Raw genomic sequence first — 16019 nt, 5'->3', positions numbered from 1 at the left:
ACTACCTAGCGCCAAGCGCGTTTCAGGTCCAGCCAGACGGGCAGAGGGTCGCCTACATGTCCTGCACTTCAACCACGCCGGAAAGCGATTTTATCGCCCCTTTGATCTGTGGCGTGACCGGGAATTCGGTGCCCAGATCCATCTCGACTTCCCCCGGCAGACTATCGTCCATCAGGCAGATCGTGATGGGCCCGCGCCCCGCCCCTTTGGCGGCTTGTGCCGCCCCTTCGAGCACTGTGGCGACGGAGGCAAGTGCTGTTGGTGCTTCGACAAAGATGCGCAAGCCCATACCACCCACATCTGCAACAACTGCGTCGATGGGGGCCACGGACCGGCCCAGCAGCTTGAGTTGGTCGCTCTCCATCGTTGCCTCGACCGACACGATGACCTTGGCCCCGGTTACGAGATGATCCTGTGATTTTTCGAGGCTGTCAGAGAACAGAGTGACCTCGTACGCGCCTGTTGTGTCGGACATCTGACAGAAGGCAAAGCGGTTGCCCTTGGCCGATTTTCTCACTTGCAGGCCCGCCACGACGCCCGCGAGTTTGGCGTTCATGGCGGATTTTTTCCTGACCTCGTCCGTCAGTTCATCAAGCGTGAAGAAAGGTGTCGGCCCGCCGCGATGCTTGCGCCGCAGTGGGGCCATGTAGTCGTCGAGCGGATGACCGGACAGGTAGAAGCCCACCGCTTTGTGTTCCTCGCCCAGCCGTTCGGCGGGCAGCCAGTCGTCCACCGGCATGAGCCGTGGTTCGGGCAGGTCATCGCCTGCCTCGCCAAAGAGCGAGACCTGGTTGGAGTTTTTCTGGTCGTGGATCGCGGCCGAGTAGGCCGACAGCGCGTCGAGCGCGTCGAAGACGCGGCGACGGTTGGGGTCGAGTTGGTCAAAGGCTCCAGCGCGGGCCAGCATTTCGAGGGGGCGCTTGCCGACCTTCTTGAGGTCCACGCGGCGCGCGAAGTCGAAAAGGTTGACGAAGGATTTGCCATCCCGCGCTTCTTGCACCAGCCGCATGGCTTCGACGCCCACGTTTTTCAAAGCACCCAGCGCGTAAACAAGTGCGCCGTCGACCACTTTGAATGTTGCGTCTGATCGGTTCACGCAGGGCGGCACCCATGGCAGGTCGAGGCCCTTGCGGACCTCTTCGAAGTAAACAGCCAGTTTGTCGGTGAGGTGAATATCGCAGTTCATGACGCCTGCCATGAACTCGACCGGGTGGTTGGCCTTGAGCCATGCCGTCTGATAGCTGACCACGGCATACGCTGCCGCATGGGACTTGTTGAAGCCGTAGTTGGCGAACTTGTCGAGGAGGTTCCAGACCTCCATCGCCTTGTCCTTGTCCACGCCGTTTTCTTTTGAACCAGCAAGGAATTTGGGACGTTCGGCGTCCATCGCCTCCTGGATTTTCTTACCCATCGCGCGCCGCAACAGATCGGCACCGCCAAGCGAGTAGCCCGCCATTTCCTGCGCGATCTGCATCACCTGTTCCTGGTAGACGATGATACCTTGGGTTTCGTCCAGAATGTGATCGATGGAGGGGTGAAGCGTGTCGCGTTCGCTGAGACCGTTTTTCACTTCGCAGAACTTCGGGATGTTCTCCATGGGCCCCGGGCGGTAGAGCGCCACAAGGGCAATGATGTCCTCGATGCAGTCGGGCTTCATCCGCTTGAGCGCGTCGATCATGCCCGAGCTTTCCACCTGGAACACGGCGACCGTCTTGCCAGCGGCGTAGAGCTTATAAGACGGTTCGTCATCAAGCGGGATGCCGCCGATGTCATTCTCCATTCCATCCGCTGGCGTATAGAGCTCGGTGCCATCAGCAGCGACATGCAATTTGCGACCCGAGCCGAGGATTTGTTCAACCGCGTTCTGGATGACCGTCAGCGTTTTCAGACCGAGGAAGTCGAACTTCACAAGCCCCGCCTGTTCGACCCATTTCATGTTGAACTGGGTGGCGGGCATGTCCGAGCGCGGGTCTTGATAGAGCGGCACAAGCGCGTCGAGCGGGCGATCCCCGATCACGACACCAGCGGCGTGGGTCGAAGCGTTTCTGAGCAGCCCTTCGACTTGCTGGCCGTATTCGAGGAGGCGGGCGACCACCTCTTCGTTCCGTGCCTCTTCGCGCAGGCGCGGCTCATCGGCCAGCGCTTTTTCAATGCTGACGGGTTTGACGCCTTCGACCGGGATCAGTTTCGATAGCCGGTCCACTTGGCCGTAGGGCATTTGCAGCACCCGCCCGATGTCACGCACGGCGGCCTTGGACAAAAGCGCACCGAAGGTGATGATCTGGCCCACCTTGTCGCGCCCGTATTTCTCTTGCACGTAGCGGATCACTTCCTCGCGCCGGTCCATGCAGAAGTCGATGTCGAAGTCGGGCATCGACACCCGTTCGGGGTTGAGGAACCGTTCGAACAGGAGGGCATAGCGGAGCGGGTCAAGGTCCGTCACCGTAAGGGCATAGGCCACAAGCGAACCCGCGCCCGAGCCGCGCCCGGGGCCCACGGGAATGTTGTGATCCTTGGCCCATTTGATGAAGTCGGCCACGATCAGGAAATAGCCGGGGAACCCCATCCCTTCGATGATATCCAACTCGAAATCGAGCCGCTTTTGGTACTCTTCCACCGACGTTGCGTGTGGGATCACCTTGAGCCGGTCTTGCAAGCCCTCGTTTGCCTGACGGCGGAGTTCGACCACCTCGTCATCGGCGAACTTGGGCAGGATCGGATCACGCCTGTAGGCCATGAAGGCACAGCGCTGTGCGATTTCGACCGTGTTTTCAATGGCCTCTGGCAGGTCGGCAAAAAGCGTGACCATCTCGGCCTGTGACTTGAAATAGTGCTGCGCCGTCAGGCGGCGGCGCGGTTCCTGTTGGTCGACATAGGCCCCGTCCGCGATGCAGATCAGCGCATCGTGGCTTTCGTACATGTCCGGTTTGGGGAAATAAACGTCGTTGGTGGCGACCAAAGGCAAGTCCATGGCATAGGCCATTTCGATCAGCGGACGTTCGGTCAGACGTTCCGCTTCGGGCTGCCCGCCCTCCCCCGGATGGCGCTGCAATTCGACATAAAGCCGATCGGCAAAAATATCCTTGAGGCGGTCCATCAGAGCCTGTGCTGCGGGCACCTGGCTGGTCTGCAGCAGCATCCCCACCGGGCCATCGGGACCGCCGGTCAAACAGATCACGTCAGTGGAATGCCCTGCCAATTCTTCGACGGTGACGTAGGGCAATTCAGAGCCATCGCGCAGGTACAAACACGAGTTCAGCTTCATCAGGTTTTCGTACCCGACCTCAGTTTGCGCCAACAGCACGAGCGGGGCGGGGTCACGGGGCCGTTCACCGGGGCGGGGCGTCATGTATTGCAGATCGACCTGACAGCCGATGATGGGCTGCACCCCTGCCCCCGACGCCGCAACGGAAAACTCCAGCGCCGCGAACATGTTGTTCGTGTCGGTCAGCGCAATGGCGGGCATGCCCGCGTCGTGCACCAAAGCGGGCAGCTTTTTCAGGCGCATGGCCCCTTCCAGCAGCGAGTATTCGGAATGGGTGCGCAGGTGAATGAATCGGGGGGCATCGGTCATGGGGCTACGATATGTCGTGGCGCGCGCGCGCGAAAGCCCCACTGGATGTTATCCACAAGCTAATAGTTAGCTGGTTGACTAGGTGTATTGACTCGAATCATGACATATCAATACTTAGCAATATGACTAACCAACTCGACAACTTCTTCAGCGCCCTTGCCGATCCGACCCGCCGGGCTGTTGTGGAACGGTTGACCCAAGGTCCCGCCGCGGTCAGCGCCCTGCATGACGGGCACGACATGGCCCTGCCCACCTTCCTAAGGCACCTGAAAGTGCTGGAAGAAAGCGGGCTGGTGACCAGCACCAAAAAAGGGCGCGTGCGTACGGTCCACATTGAGGCAGCACCTTTGCGCATCTTGGATGACTGGTTGGCCCGTCACCGCGACCTGTGGGACGCGCGGCTGGACCGACTGACGCGGCTTGCCGAAGCCATGGAAGAAAGTGACGCAGATGACCCCATTTGACCAACGGACCGATCTGCGCATTGAACGCAAGATCGCGGCGAAACCTGAAACGGTCTGGCGCTGCTGGACGGACCCTGCCCTCCTGGCCCAGTGGTTTGCGCCTGCGCCCTTCACGGTCAAGGACATCGCCTATGACTTTGAACCCGGCGGGCGCGCCAATCTGACGATGGTGCTGGAAGATGGCGCAGAGATGCCTCTGAGGGGCTGCGTTTTGGTCGCTGACCCGCCCCGGCGCCTTGTGACCACGGACGCTTTGCTGGGTGGTTACCGCCCCAACGCCGCCCCATTCATGACTGTAATCTACGAGCTGGAGGCAGTGCCCGATGGCACCCTCTACCGCGCCACCGTCCTGCACGGCGACGAAGAGGCCCGCAAGCGGCATGAAGAGATGGGGTTCCATGAGGGCTGGGCCACAGCGATCCATCAGCTGGGCGATTTGGCCAACACAATCGAGGGGAAGACACCATGAGCACCGACACCGGACATTTCGAACTGACACGCACCCTGCCCCTGACGCCGGACCGGCTGTGGCATGTGCTGACAGATGGCAAGATGCGCGAAACCTGGGGCGCGCCCGAGGAAGGGATGGTGCTGACAATGGAGGTGTCGGATTTCCGGGTGGGTGGTTCTGAAACCCACCGGTGCGGACCCGCAGACACCCCGGACTTTACGGTGGACACGCGCTGGTACCGGATCGACGCGCCGCATGACGCGGCCTTTACCGAGACGGTGCACATCGGCGGCGATACGATCGCCACGACGCTTGTGACCTACCGTCTGAGCGCCGAAGGAACCGGGTCGCGGCTAGATGTGGCAGTGGCCGTGTCGTCGTTCACCGGGCCCGATGCGGACGGTGAGTTCAAGGCGGGATGGGAGGCCGGGCTGGCCAATCTTGAGGCACTGGTCGCCAAGATGGCGGCCTGACCCCCGGGCACCGCTTGCCATTGCCTGCCTGCGTCGCCTACCCTTTGTGCCAACAGCCCGTCCCCGGTCTACGCCGCATCGACCGAGGGGCCACAAAAGGGCGCTGGTACCGCGGCGGGCACAAGATATCATGCGCACGACCTTTCTTCTGAACGGAAGCGAGATCACGGCGGACACGTCCCCCACCACGACCCTGTTGGACTGGCTTCGCGACACCCAAAACCTGACTGGCACCAAGGAAGGCTGCAACGAAGGCGATTGCGGCGCCTGTTCGGTCATGGTGACGGATACGGATGGGGCGCGGGCACTGAATGCCTGCATCCTGTTCATGCCACAGCTTGCGGGCAAGGCCGTGCGTACTGTCGAAGGGATCAGCGCCCCTGACGGCACCTTGCACCCGGTGCAACAGGCGATGATCGACTACCACGGCAGCCAATGCGGGTTCTGCACGCCCGGTTTCATCACCACGATGGCAACAGCGCACCTGAACGGCGAGACAGACCACGACACCGCGCTTGCGGGTAACCTGTGCCGCTGCACGGGCTACGCACCGATCATCCGAGCAGCGCAGGCTGCCGAAAGTGCACCCGTCCCGGATTATGTCAGAGATGCCCCTCATCTTCCCTGTTTTGAAAAATCCTCGGGGGGAGCGCCGCAGGCGCGGGGGGCAGACAGCCCCCCAACAACGCCGGGCACCCTTGCAACGTGGATGGATCAGAACCCCGGTGGCACGCTGGTGGCGGGCGCCACAGATGTGGGTCTGTGGGTGACAAAGGATTTTCGCGATCTGGGGCCGGTGGCCTTTCTGAACCGCATTCCCGGATTGGCAGGTGTGACGGTGTCGGAGGACGAAATCCGCATTGGTGCGGCGACAACGCTCACCGATCTTCACGCAGTGATGGCAGAGCATCACCCCAGTTTTGCCGAACTGATCCGCCGCTATGGATCGGTGCAGGTGCGCAATGCAGCGACCATCGGGGGCAATGTGGCCAATGGCTCGCCCATCGGCGATGGCTCGCCCGCGCTGATTGCGCTTGGGGCGACGCTGCATTTGCGGTCGGTGGATGGGGTGCGGTCGCTGCCCGTCGAAGACTTCTTCATCGACTATGGCAAGCAGGACCGGGCACCGAACGAGTTTGTCGAGGCGATCACGATCCCGCGGCAGCGGGATCATCTGCGCTGCTACAAGCTGTCGAAACGGTTTGATCAGGACATCTCGACCGTATGCGGCTGTTTCTGGATTGACGTTCAAAACGGTGAGGTGGCCGACATCCGGCTCGCCTTTGGCGGGATGGCAGGCACGCCCAAACGTGCGGCCCGGGCCGAGGCGGCGTTGCGCGGGATGCCGTGGACGGACGCGACCGTGGCGTCGGCCATGCAGGCCATGACTCGGGATTTTGAACCGTTGAGCGACATGCGCGCCTCTGCCGACTACAGAATGGAGACGGCGCAGAACATGCTGCTGCGCGCGTGGCTGGAAGATCAGGGGCAGGCTACGAACGTGCTGGAGGTGTCGGTATGAGCGTCGCCAAGCCCCTGCCCCATGATGCGGCGCATCTGCATGTGACCGGTGCGGCCCGCTATGTGGACGACACGCCGGTGCCTGCGAGCGCGCTACATCTGGCCTTTGGCGTCAGTGATGTGGCGAAGGGCCAGATCACGTCGATGAATCTGGACGCTGTGCGTGCTGCGCCGGAGGTCGTCGCTGTGCTGGTGGCTGATGATTTGCCCTTTGCCAACGATGTGTCCCCGTCGGCCCATGACGAACCGTTGTTGTCGGACGGGTCCGTGCACTATGTGGGCCAGCCCCTGTTTCTGGTTGTGGCCGGGACCCATCTGGCGGCGCGTCATGCCGCACGGTTGGGCAAGGTCGAGATTGCGGAAGAGACGCCGGTGCTGACCATTGATGAGGCGCTGGCAGCAGACACAAGGTTCGAGGACGGCCCACGCATCTATGCCCGCGGCGATGCCGCCATGGCCATGGGCGGGGCAAAGCACCGCCTTACGGGGTCGTTTGAGATCGGCGGGCAGGAGCACTTTTATCTCGAAGGGCAGGCGGCTTTGGTTTTGCCGGGTGAGGATGGGGACATGCATGTCATCTCCTCCACCCAGCACCCGACGGAGATACAGCACAAGGTGGCCGATGCCATTGGCAAGCCCATGCACGCCGTGCGGGTCGAGACGCGGCGCATGGGCGGTGGCTTTGGCGGCAAGGAAAGTCAGGGCAATGCGTTGGCCGTGGCATGTGCCGTGGCAGCACGGTTGACCGGTCGCCCCTGCAAGATGCGCTATGACCGGGATGATGACATGATCATCACCGGCAAGCGCCATGATTTCCGCATCGACTACGATGTGGGGTTTGACGACATGGGCTGCATCACCGCGTTGGACGTACGGCAATACACGCGCTGCGGCTGGGCAATGGACCTGTCCCTGCCTGTCGCCGACCGGGCAATGCTGCATGCCGACAACGCCTATTGGTTGCCGCATATCCGGATCGAGAGCCACCGGCTGCGCACAAACACCCAATCCGCCACCGCGTTTCGCGGGTTCGGCGGGCCGCAGGGCATGTTGGGCATGGAGCGGATCGTGGACCATGTGGCGGGCCATCTGGGTCTTGATCCGCTGGCGGTGCGGGTTGCCAACTTCTATGCCTCCGGCGGTGGTATTTCCGGTCAGAAGAAACAGACAACACCCTATGGGCAGGAGGTCGACGACTTTATCGGCGATGTCGTTGTGGCACGGGTGCGGGACACGTCGGACTACGATGCCCGCCGGGCGGCAGTAGCGGAATGGAACGCTGCCAGCCCGGTGCTGAAAAGAGGGATCGCGCTGACGCCTGTAAAGTTCGGCATCTCGTTCACCCTCACCCATCTCAATCAGGCGGGCGCTTTGGTGCATGTCTATGCCGATGGGTCGATCCACCTGAGCCACGGCGGGACAGAGATGGGCCAAGGGCTGTTTCAAAAGGTAGCACAAGTGGCGGCTTCGCGCTTTGGGGTGCCGCTGGAGATGGTGAAGATCACCGCGACAGACACAGCCAAGGTGCCCAATACGTCCGCCACAGCTGCATCATCGGGCAGCGATCTGAACGGGATGGCGGTGAAGGCCGCCTGTGACACCATTCGCGATCGTATGGCTGAACATCTGGCCCAGTTGCATCAGGTCCGTCCGGACGAGGTTGTTTTTGACAATGGCCGCGTGCGCGCCGGATCGGGCGACTACAGCTTTGCCGAAGTTGCTACGCTGGTCTACAGCGCCCGCATCAGCCTGTCGGCCACCGGGTTTTACAAGACGCCCGACATCAAATGGGACCGGATCAAGGGACAGGGGCGGCCGTTTTTCTATTTCGCCTATGGCGCGGCGGTGACGGAAGTGGTGATCGACTCGCTGACCGGCGAGAACCGGATTTTGCGCACGGACATCCTGCATGATGCGGGTGCATCGCTGAACCCCGCGCTGGATATCGGGCAGGTTGAGGGCGGATACGTCCAGGGCGTGGGCTGGCTCACGACCGAGGAGTTGGTGTGGGACGGCAAGGGCCGCCTGCGCACCCATGCGCCATCGACCTATAAGATCCCGGCCTGTGGTGACAGGCCCGATATCTTCAACGTGGCCCTTTGGGAAGGCGAAAACCGGGCCGACACGATCTACAAATCCAAGGCCGTGGGCGAGCCGCCTTTGATGCTGGGCATCTCTGCCTTTCTGGCGCTGAGCGATGCGGTGGCGGCATGTGGGCCGCATTATCCGGACCTGCAAGCCCCTGCCACGGCAGAGGCGGTGTTGAAGTCGGTGCACACCGCGCGCGGCGATGTTTGATCGGGCAGGATTGATCTGCGCCTGTCAGGCGCATGGCCGCGTGGTGCGTGTGGTTGTGGCCGCTGTGCGCGGGTCGGCCCCGCGCGAGGTTGGAGCGGCAATGCTGGTCTGGGCCTCTGGCCAATCGGGGACCATTGGCGGCGGCGCGCTGGAATTCGAACTGGCCGCTTCCGCCCGAGATCTGGCGCAGGACACGCACAGCCGCCACGCACTTGGCCCGGATCTGGGCCAATGCTGCGGCGGAGCGGTCGAGGTGCTGAGCGAGGTCTATGACCTGAACCGGGCCCGCGCCCTGCCTTCTGATCTGATGGCACGGGGCCCGGACCCGATGCCCCTGTCGATCAAGCGCATGATGAAGGTGGCGCGCAATGAGGGGCGTCTGCCGCCCGCACAGATGAAAGACGGCTGGATGATTGAGCCGGTGCAAGCGCCCGATCAGGACATCTGGATCTGGGGGGCAGGCCATGTGGGCCGCGCGCTGGTGGATGTGTTGCAACATGTGCCGGGCTATCGGCTGACATGGGCCGATACGGGGGCGGAGCGGTTTCCGCAAGATGTGGCGGATGCGGTGACGGTTGTGCCTGCGGCGGACTTGCCTGCGCTGGCGGCCCATGCGCCGCAGGATGCACATCACCTGATCCTGACCTATGCCCATGATATTGATCTGGGCCTGTGCTACGCGCTGCTGACGCGCGGCTTTGCCTCTTGCGGGTTGATCGGGTCGGCGACCAAATGGGCGCGCTTTCGCAAGCGGTTGGGCGGATTGGGCCACAGCCCCGATGAGATTGCGCGCATCACATGCCCCATTGGCGATCCTTCTTTGGGCAAGGCACCGCATTTGATTGCGATTGGGGTCGCCTATCGGCTAGCACAGTCCACGCAGACCATACCGCAACGACTGGAGACGCGTGCGTGAGCCCCCTTTTGTCCCTGACCGGGTTGACCAAAGCCTATCCCGGCGTGGTGGCGAATGACGATGTGTCGCTGTCCATTGCACCCGGTGAAATCCATGCGCTCTTGGGCGAGAACGGGGCGGGCAAGTCGACGCTGGTCAAGATGATCTATGGGCTGGTCAAGCCGGATGCGGGTCAGATGCAGATGCACGGGACCGAGTTTGCCCCGGGTGATCCACGGGCCGCGCGGGCGGCAGGTGTGGGCATGGTTTTTCAGCACTTTTCGCTGTTCGATGCGCTGACAGTGGCCGAGAATATCGCGCTGGGAATGGAGACGCCGCCGCCTATGAGGGCTTTGGCCGCGCGTATTCGTGAGGTGTCAGAGACGTACGGGTTGCCCTTGTCACCGGACCGCGTGGTCGGAGATTTGTCTGCGGGCGAACGGCAGCGGGTGGAAATCATTCGGTGCCTGTTGCAGGACCCGAAGTTGCTGATCATGGACGAACCGACATCGGTTCTGACCCCGCAAGAGGTTGATATCCTGTTCGAAACCCTGCGCAAGCTGAGCGCGGAAGGCACGGCGATCCTCTATATTTCGCACAAGCTGGAGGAAATCCGCGCCCTGTGCGATGCGGCCACGATCCTGCGCGGCGGCAAGGTGGTGGGCGACTGCGTGCCGCGTGACACGTCCGCGCGCGAGATGGCGGAGATGATGGTGGGCAGTACGCTCGCCACGCCCAAGGCCGCCGCCCACGACGCCGGTGACGTGTTGTTGTCGGTGACAGGTCTATCCGTTGGATCGCCATCAGCCTTCGGCATGTCGTTGAAGGATATCTCGTTCGAGGTGCGCGCAGGCGAGGTGCTGGGCATCGGCGGCGTGGCAGGCAACGGGCAGGACGAACTACTGGCCGTGTTGTCGGGTGAACTGCCCTGCCGCGGCGGGATGGTGCGGTTCAAGGACCGTGACCTGTGCAAGGACGGACCCGAGGCGCGGCGCGGTTTGGGTGTGTTGTCAGCGCCGGAGGAACGTTTGGGCCATGCCGCAGCGCCCAACATGTCGCTGACGGAGAATGCCATGTTGACAGGGGCCGCCCGCGAAGGGCTGGCGCAGCGCGGTATGCTCAATTGGGCCAAGACGCGCGCCTTTGCCGAACGGATCATCGCAGGGTTTGATGTGCGCACGCCGGGGCCGGAAAACGCGGCCCGGTCACTGTCCGGGGGCAATCTGCAGAAGTTCGTGATCGGACGCGAGGTGCTGCAAAAGCCCGAGGTCTTGGTCGTGAACCAGCCCACTTGGGGCGTCGATGCGGCGGCAGCGGCAGCGATCCGGCAGGCTTTGCTTGATCTGGCGGCAGGCGGGTCGGCAGTTTTGGCGATTTCACAGGACCTGGATGAGTTGATGGAAATCTCGGACCGGTTTGCCGCGCTGAACGAGGGGCGGTTGAGTGATCCGCGTCCCACGGCAGGGCTGGATGTGGAGCAGATCGGTTTGATGCTGGGGGGTGCCCATGGCATGGAGGTTGCGCATGTTTGATATGGGCCCTCCGGGGGGGATTTTTTTGAAACAGGGAAGATGGAGGCCCCGCGCATGATCCGGATCGAGGCGCGTCCGCAACCCTCTGCCGTGATGGCCTATGCCACGCCGGTGCTGGCTGTTGTGCTGACCATGATCTTTGGCGGGGCCTTGTTTGCGGTGCTGGGCAAGGACCCGTTCGAAGCCATTGCCACGATTTTCTGGGAGCCGATCTTTGGCGAGTTCGCGTTCTTTTATCGCCCGCAATTGCTGATCAAGGGTGCGCCGCTGGTGCTGATTGCCATTGGGTTGGCGTTGGGGTTCCGGGCGGGGATCTGGAACATCGGGGCCGAGGGGCAGTACATTGTCGGGGCCATTTGCGGGGCTGGCGCGGGCCTGGCCTTTTACCCGACCGAGAGTGTTTTGATCTTTCCGCTGATGGTTTTGGCAGGCGCATTGGGGGGCTGGGCGTGGGCCATGATACCTGGCGTCTTGAAGGTGAAGTTCGGGACCAACGAGATTTTGGTGTCGCTGATGCTGGTCTATGTGGCCGAGCAGTTGCTGGCCTCCATGTCGTTGGGATTGTTGAAGAACCCCGAAGGGTTCGGCTTTCCCGGCTCGCGCAATTTGCAACAATACCCGTCGGCCCATAATGCCGAGATAATTGCAGGCACGGGGATGCATTGGGGTGTGGTGGCCGCGCTGATCGCGGTGATCTTTGCCTACGTATTGCTGACCCGGCACCGGCTGGGATTTGCGATCCGCGTCACGGGCGAGGCACCGCGCGCGGCGAAATTCGGCGGCGTGAATCCGGGACGGCTCGTGCTGTTCTGCCTTGGCATGTCGGGCCTGCTGGCCGGTCTTGCAGGCATGTTCGAGGTGGCGGGTCCCGCAGGTCAGATCAGCATTGATTTCAACGTTGGATACGGGTTCACGGCGATCATCGTGGCGTTTCTGGGCCGTTTGAATCCGCTTGGGATCGTGGCGGCGGGGCTGCTCATGGCGCTGACCTATATCGGTGGGGACATTGCGCAGTCGCAATTGGGACTGCCCGCGGCGGCGATACAGGTGTTTCAGGGGATGCTGCTGTTTTTCCTGTTGGCGCTGGATGTGCTGACAAACTACCGCGTGCGCTTTGGCGCGGCAGAGGTGGCCTGATGGACCTTTCCGCCATAAACCCCATCCTCCTGATCGCCGCCATGATCGCCGCCGCCACACCGATCCTGCTGGCGGCCATCGGAGAGCTTGTCGTGGAACGCGCAGGCGTTCTGAACCTCGGGGTCGAGGGGATGATGATCACTGGTGCGGTCTGCGGGTTCATCATTGCCGTCAATACCGGTTCCCCCACTGTCGGGTTCATCGCAGCCGCCGTCGGGGGCGCAGTGCTCAGCCTGCTCTTTGCCTTTCTCACCCAAGTGGCGCTGGCCAACCAGGTCGCCTCGGGCCTTGCGTTGACCCTGTTCGGGTTGGGGCTGTCGTCGCTCATGGGGCAAAGCTATGTGGGCATCAAACCGCCGCGGGCCGAGGCCACACCGCTGGGGCCGCTGGCCGAGATCCCCATCATCGGCCCCATCCTCTTTGGTCACGACCTGATGGTCTATCTGGGCCTTGGCATCGTGGCCGCCACATGGGCCGTTCTGAAATTCACCCGCATGGGGCTGGTCCTGCGGGCCGTTGGTGAAAACCACGATGCGGCCCATGCGCTGGGCTACAAGGTCAAACGCATCCGCACGCTGGCCATCCTGTTTGGGGGGGCCTGCGCGGGGCTTGGTGGCGCCTACATCTCACTCATCCGCGTGCCGCAATGGACCGAAGGGATGACGGCCGGGGTTGGCTGGATTGCTCTTGCGCTGGTTGTATTCGCGTCGTGGAAGCCGTGGCGCGTACTGCTCGGTGCCTATCTTTTCGGCGGGATCACCCAGCTTCAGTTGAACCTGCAAGGCGCGGGCGTTGCCATTCCGGTCGAGTATTTGGCAATGTCCCCCTACATCGTGACGATCATCGTTCTGGTGATTCTAAGCGCGGACAAATCGCGCGCCCCCGGCTCACTGGGGCGCACATTCCACGCCTCGGGATAAGGGGCGCACCTAAATGGGGAGAGACCTGAAATGAAACTTACGACACTTCTGGCAAGTGCCGCTCTGGCGCTTGGGCTGGCAGGCGGCGCAATGGCCCAAGACAAGACCAAGGTCGGCTTTGTCTATGTTGGTCCCGTGGGCGACGGCGGCTGGACCTATGAGCACGATCAGGGCCGCCTCGCGGTCGAGGCGGAATTCGGCGATCAGGTCGAAACCGTGTTTGTGGAAAACGTGGCCGAGGGCCCGGACTCTGAGCGCGTGATGACGCAGATGGCGCTCGACGGCGCGGACCTGATCTTTACCACCTCCTTCGGCTACATGGACCCGACCAACAATGTCGCGGCCAAGTTCCCGGATGTGAAGTTCGAACACGCAACCGGCTACAAGCGCCTGCATCCGAACGTGTCCACCTACTCGGCCCGCTTCTACGAAGGGCGCGCCATTCAGGGCCACATCGCGGGCAACATGACCAAGTCGAACATCATCGGCTATATCGGGTCCTTCCCGATCCCCGAGGTGATCCGTGGCATCAACTCCGCCTACGTCCACGCCAAGAAGGTGAACCCGGATGTCGAGTTCAAGATCATCTGGGTCTACACGTGGTTCGACCCCGCCAAGGAAGCGGACGCAGCCAAGACCCTGATCGACCAAGGTGCGGATGTTGTCCTACAGCATACCGACTCAACCGCGCCTCAGGCGGCTGCTCAGGAAGCGGGCGGCGTTGTGACCTTTGGCCAAGCCTCGGACATGGGCCAGTATGCCCCCTTCCCACGCGTGTCATCTATCATCGACGACTGGGCACCTTACTATATCGCGCGCACCCGTGCCGTGATGGAAGGCACATGGGAATCGCAAGACACTTGGGATGGTATCGGTGCCGGCATGGTCGGTATCGGTGAGATCACGGACGCAGTTCCAGCCGACGTACGCGAAGAAGCACTGGCGCTGAAAGCGGCACTGGCCGATGGGTCATACCATGCATTCACCGGCCCGTTGAACAAACAGGACGGCTCGCCCTTCCTGGCGGACGGCGAAACAGCGGATGACGGCACGCTGGCTGGCATGAACTTCTATGTTGAAGGCATCGAAGGCGACATTCCGCAGTAAGCGGTGATTGTAAGGCGGGGGTGTCCCCCCGCCCTTTGTGCACCCCCGGCCCCGCGTCGGGGGTTTTTCTTTGCCGTGGGCGCACGTCACCAGCGCATTGTTCGTAAGGCGGAGGTGTCCTCCGCCCCACCCATCAGAGTCGCAACCGCCGCTACTGCGCGAAAATCCGTACCATCTGCGCATCGAAATGCGCCCATGTCATCGTCGCCTTGTTGCCTGCATATCCGTGATAATGCGACTTGCCCGTGTCATTGGGCAGGCCAGCCCAGATCTTGGCCAGGTTGTTCATGAATGCCTCGCGTGGCATGTCACCCGCCAAAAAGGGCGCAAGACCCGCATCGGCCAACAAAATGTCGGCAAGCTGATCCTGAACCTCCGCCGTGAACCGTGTCTTTGGGCTGACCCCCGCCTGCCGCACCAGCCGCCGCAGGGTTGGTGGAATGAACTGGTAACGCCCAATGGCATGCGGTTGCCCGGGTGTTTGATCAATCCAATCGTAAATCTGCTGCACCGTCAGGTTGGTCGGCGCAGCGGGCGGTTTGACGGTGGCGCCATATTGCACCGCATCATAGCCTTTCGAACCTGCCTCTGCCTGTGCAATCAGGTTGCGCAGACGTGCCACGCGGCCAGAAACTGGATAGTTACGCAGGTTGTCCACTTCGCCTGGTTCAGGTGGCGCAAAAAGCCCAGTGACTGCGCGCCCGGCAAAAAGGCTCGGACCGGAATGGCGCATCATGGGCTGAGACCCAATCAGCGGCGCGGCCTTTGTCATCAAGCTGGCCCTGCTCACCATTGGCAAGGCTTCAGCCCATGCAAACGCCGCTTGCCCCACAAGGGCCACACAGGCCAAAAGACACCACATCCACCGCATAGCAACTCCATTCTGAAATCATCGCGTAGGGGGGTGATGCCCCAATGCGCGTTGACAGAAGGTTGCCGCGCCCGTGCCAATGCACTGACAAATTGGATCAAATTAGAGGTGTTTTTCAAAAACGGACCATACTGGCATCAGCGTCTCGATCCGGGACACGGTTGCCTTGATCAGTCCCGTATCGCGCCAGTCGTCGGGCATCGGGCCAGACACGGCCAGCGCTTTGCGCTTCAAAAGGTCTGCGTGCGGGTGATCCGGGTCGAAAGGCTTTGGCACACGCTTCAGCGGCTCCGGACCCCAATCGCTGATCTCGGCCCCTTTATCAGCTGCGTTATCCAGCGCGTCCTGCAGGCCGTCACCCCAGCTGTCCACAAAGGCGCGATAGCGGGTCAGGTGTTCACCCTGCAGGCCCATGACACCCATGCCCAGAATGAAATAGTCCGGTGCCAGTCCCCAGAACCACGACGGCGCCAACGGATCCTTGTCCGCAGGAGACCACATGATGTGCAAATGCGTGTTGAGCGGTGTCTTGTCTTTGGAAAAGCGCACATCTCGGTAGATACGGAACACTTTGGGACTGTGCGGCTTGCCCGTAATACGGGCGATGTCCTCTGCCACCAGATCAGCAAAGAACCCGGCCGGTCCGGCAATGGCATCCTTGTAATGCGCCTTGTGCGGCTCAAACCAAGCTTTGGTGTTGTTCTTGTCCAGCTTGGCAAAGAAGACCAGCGCCGCATCCACCATCGCTTCAAAACCGTCGGCCATACCTGTGCTCT

Annotated in this window: 13 protein-coding genes; 10 read left to right on the top strand and 3 right to left on the bottom strand. The window is 62.0% G+C overall.

What is annotated here, in order from left to right:
• Window positions 1–52: 52 nt before the first annotated feature.
• On the bottom strand, window positions 53–3574 hold the full coding sequence (gene dnaE, locus Q1A32_RS08825; protein ID WP_299651953.1) for a DNA polymerase III subunit alpha: 3522 nt from the start codon (window positions 3572–3574) through the stop codon (window positions 53–55).
• A gap of 122 nt (window positions 3575–3696) precedes the next feature.
• Here dnaE and Q1A32_RS08820 point away from each other — a divergent pair, with 122 nt between their 5' ends.
• From Q1A32_RS08820 to Q1A32_RS08775, 10 genes are all read left to right on the top strand, one after another.
• The gene (locus Q1A32_RS08820) at window positions 3697–4038 is read left to right on the top strand and encodes a helix-turn-helix transcriptional regulator (protein WP_299651951.1); all 342 of its coding nucleotides are present in this window, start codon (window positions 3697–3699) and stop codon (window positions 4036–4038) included.
• Window positions 4025–4507 carry an SRPBCC family protein gene (locus Q1A32_RS08815; RefSeq protein WP_299651949.1) on the top strand — a complete coding sequence of 161 codons (483 nt, stop codon included), beginning with the start codon at window positions 4025–4027 and terminating at the stop codon, window positions 4505–4507. Before Q1A32_RS08820 ends, Q1A32_RS08815 begins: the two co-directional genes overlap by 14 nt.
• Complete coding sequence (locus tag Q1A32_RS08810; RefSeq protein ID WP_299651947.1) at window positions 4504–4962, top strand: SRPBCC domain-containing protein; 459 nt, start codon at window positions 4504–4506, stop codon at window positions 4960–4962. The genes Q1A32_RS08815 and Q1A32_RS08810 overlap by 4 nt, the downstream gene beginning before the upstream one ends.
• Window positions 4963–5092: 130 nt before the next feature.
• On the top strand, window positions 5093–6484 hold the full coding sequence (xdhA, locus tag Q1A32_RS08805; protein ID WP_299651945.1) for a xanthine dehydrogenase small subunit: 1392 nt from the start codon (window positions 5093–5095) through the stop codon (window positions 6482–6484).
• Window positions 6481–8781: a xanthine dehydrogenase molybdopterin binding subunit gene (gene xdhB, locus Q1A32_RS08800; protein WP_299651942.1), complete on the top strand. Its 2301-nt coding sequence runs from the start codon at window positions 6481–6483 to the stop codon at window positions 8779–8781. The genes xdhA and xdhB overlap by 4 nt, the downstream gene beginning before the upstream one ends.
• Window positions 8774–9697: a xanthine dehydrogenase accessory protein XdhC gene (gene xdhC / locus Q1A32_RS08795; protein ID WP_299651940.1), complete on the top strand. Its 924-nt coding sequence runs from the start codon at window positions 8774–8776 to the stop codon at window positions 9695–9697. The genes xdhB and xdhC overlap by 8 nt, the downstream gene beginning before the upstream one ends.
• Window positions 9694–11208: an ABC transporter ATP-binding protein gene (locus Q1A32_RS08790; protein ID WP_299651938.1), complete on the top strand. Its 1515-nt coding sequence runs from the start codon at window positions 9694–9696 to the stop codon at window positions 11206–11208. Before xdhC ends, Q1A32_RS08790 begins: the two co-directional genes overlap by 4 nt.
• Before the next feature lie 54 nt (window positions 11209–11262).
• Entirely contained in the window at window positions 11263–12345 is a 1083-nt protein-coding gene (locus tag Q1A32_RS08785) for an ABC transporter permease (RefSeq protein ID WP_299651936.1), read from the top strand.
• On the top strand, window positions 12345–13265 hold the full coding sequence (locus tag Q1A32_RS08780; RefSeq protein ID WP_299651933.1) for an ABC transporter permease: 921 nt from the start codon (window positions 12345–12347) through the stop codon (window positions 13263–13265). Before Q1A32_RS08785 ends, Q1A32_RS08780 begins: the two co-directional genes overlap by 1 nt.
• A 30-nt stretch (window positions 13266–13295) precedes the next feature.
• Window positions 13296–14372, top strand: coding sequence for a BMP family ABC transporter substrate-binding protein (locus Q1A32_RS08775; RefSeq protein WP_299651931.1), 1077 nt, complete (start codon window positions 13296–13298; stop codon window positions 14370–14372).
• A 151-nt stretch (window positions 14373–14523) separates the two neighbouring features.
• Here the strand turns inward: Q1A32_RS08775 and Q1A32_RS08770 are convergent, their stop codons facing one another.
• Window positions 14524–15243, bottom strand: coding sequence for a hypothetical protein (locus Q1A32_RS08770; protein ID WP_299651929.1), 720 nt, complete (start codon window positions 15241–15243; stop codon window positions 14524–14526).
• Between the two features lie 102 nt (window positions 15244–15345).
• Complete coding sequence (locus tag Q1A32_RS08765; protein ID WP_299651927.1) at window positions 15346–16008, bottom strand: DUF2461 domain-containing protein; 663 nt, start codon at window positions 16006–16008, stop codon at window positions 15346–15348.
• Between the last annotated feature and the right edge of the window lie 11 nt (window positions 16009–16019).

Origin of the sequence: uncultured Tateyamaria sp. (assembly GCF_947503415.1) — a bacterium.
GTDB lineage: Bacteria > Pseudomonadota > Alphaproteobacteria > Rhodobacterales > Rhodobacteraceae > Tateyamaria.
The sequence above is the reverse complement of the archived record's forward strand: the minus strand, read 5'-3'. Positions and strand labels throughout refer to the sequence as shown.

Bases quoted from the DNA above. Each gene is read 5' to 3' on its own strand.
- Q1A32_RS08775 (WP_299651931.1), top strand. From the start codon at position 13,296: ATGAAACTTACGACACTTCTGGCAAGTGCCGCTCTGGCGCTTGGGCTG.
- Q1A32_RS08780 (WP_299651933.1), top strand. From the start codon at position 12,345: ATGGACCTTTCCGCCATAAACCCCATCCTCCTGATCGCCGCCATGATC.
- xdhA (WP_299651945.1), top strand. From the start codon at position 5,093: ATGCGCACGACCTTTCTTCTGAACGGAAGCGAGATCACGGCGGACACG.
- Q1A32_RS08785 (WP_299651936.1), top strand. From the start codon at position 11,263: ATGATCCGGATCGAGGCGCGTCCGCAACCCTCTGCCGTGATGGCCTAT.
- Q1A32_RS08810 (WP_299651947.1), top strand. From the start codon at position 4,504: ATGAGCACCGACACCGGACATTTCGAACTGACACGCACCCTGCCCCTG.
- Q1A32_RS08820 (WP_299651951.1), top strand. From the start codon at position 3,697: ATGACTAACCAACTCGACAACTTCTTCAGCGCCCTTGCCGATCCGACC.
- Q1A32_RS08765 (WP_299651927.1), bottom strand. From the start codon at position 16,008: ATGGCCGACGGTTTTGAAGCGATGGTGGATGCGGCGCTGGTCTTCTTT.
- xdhB (WP_299651942.1), top strand. From the start codon at position 6,481: ATGAGCGTCGCCAAGCCCCTGCCCCATGATGCGGCGCATCTGCATGTG.
- Q1A32_RS08815 (WP_299651949.1), top strand. From the start codon at position 4,025: ATGACCCCATTTGACCAACGGACCGATCTGCGCATTGAACGCAAGATC.
- Q1A32_RS08770 (WP_299651929.1), bottom strand. From the start codon at position 15,243: ATGCGGTGGATGTGGTGTCTTTTGGCCTGTGTGGCCCTTGTGGGGCAA.
- xdhC (WP_299651940.1), top strand. From the start codon at position 8,774: ATGTTTGATCGGGCAGGATTGATCTGCGCCTGTCAGGCGCATGGCCGC.
- dnaE (WP_299651953.1), bottom strand. From the start codon at position 3,574: ATGACCGATGCCCCCCGATTCATTCACCTGCGCACCCATTCCGAATAC.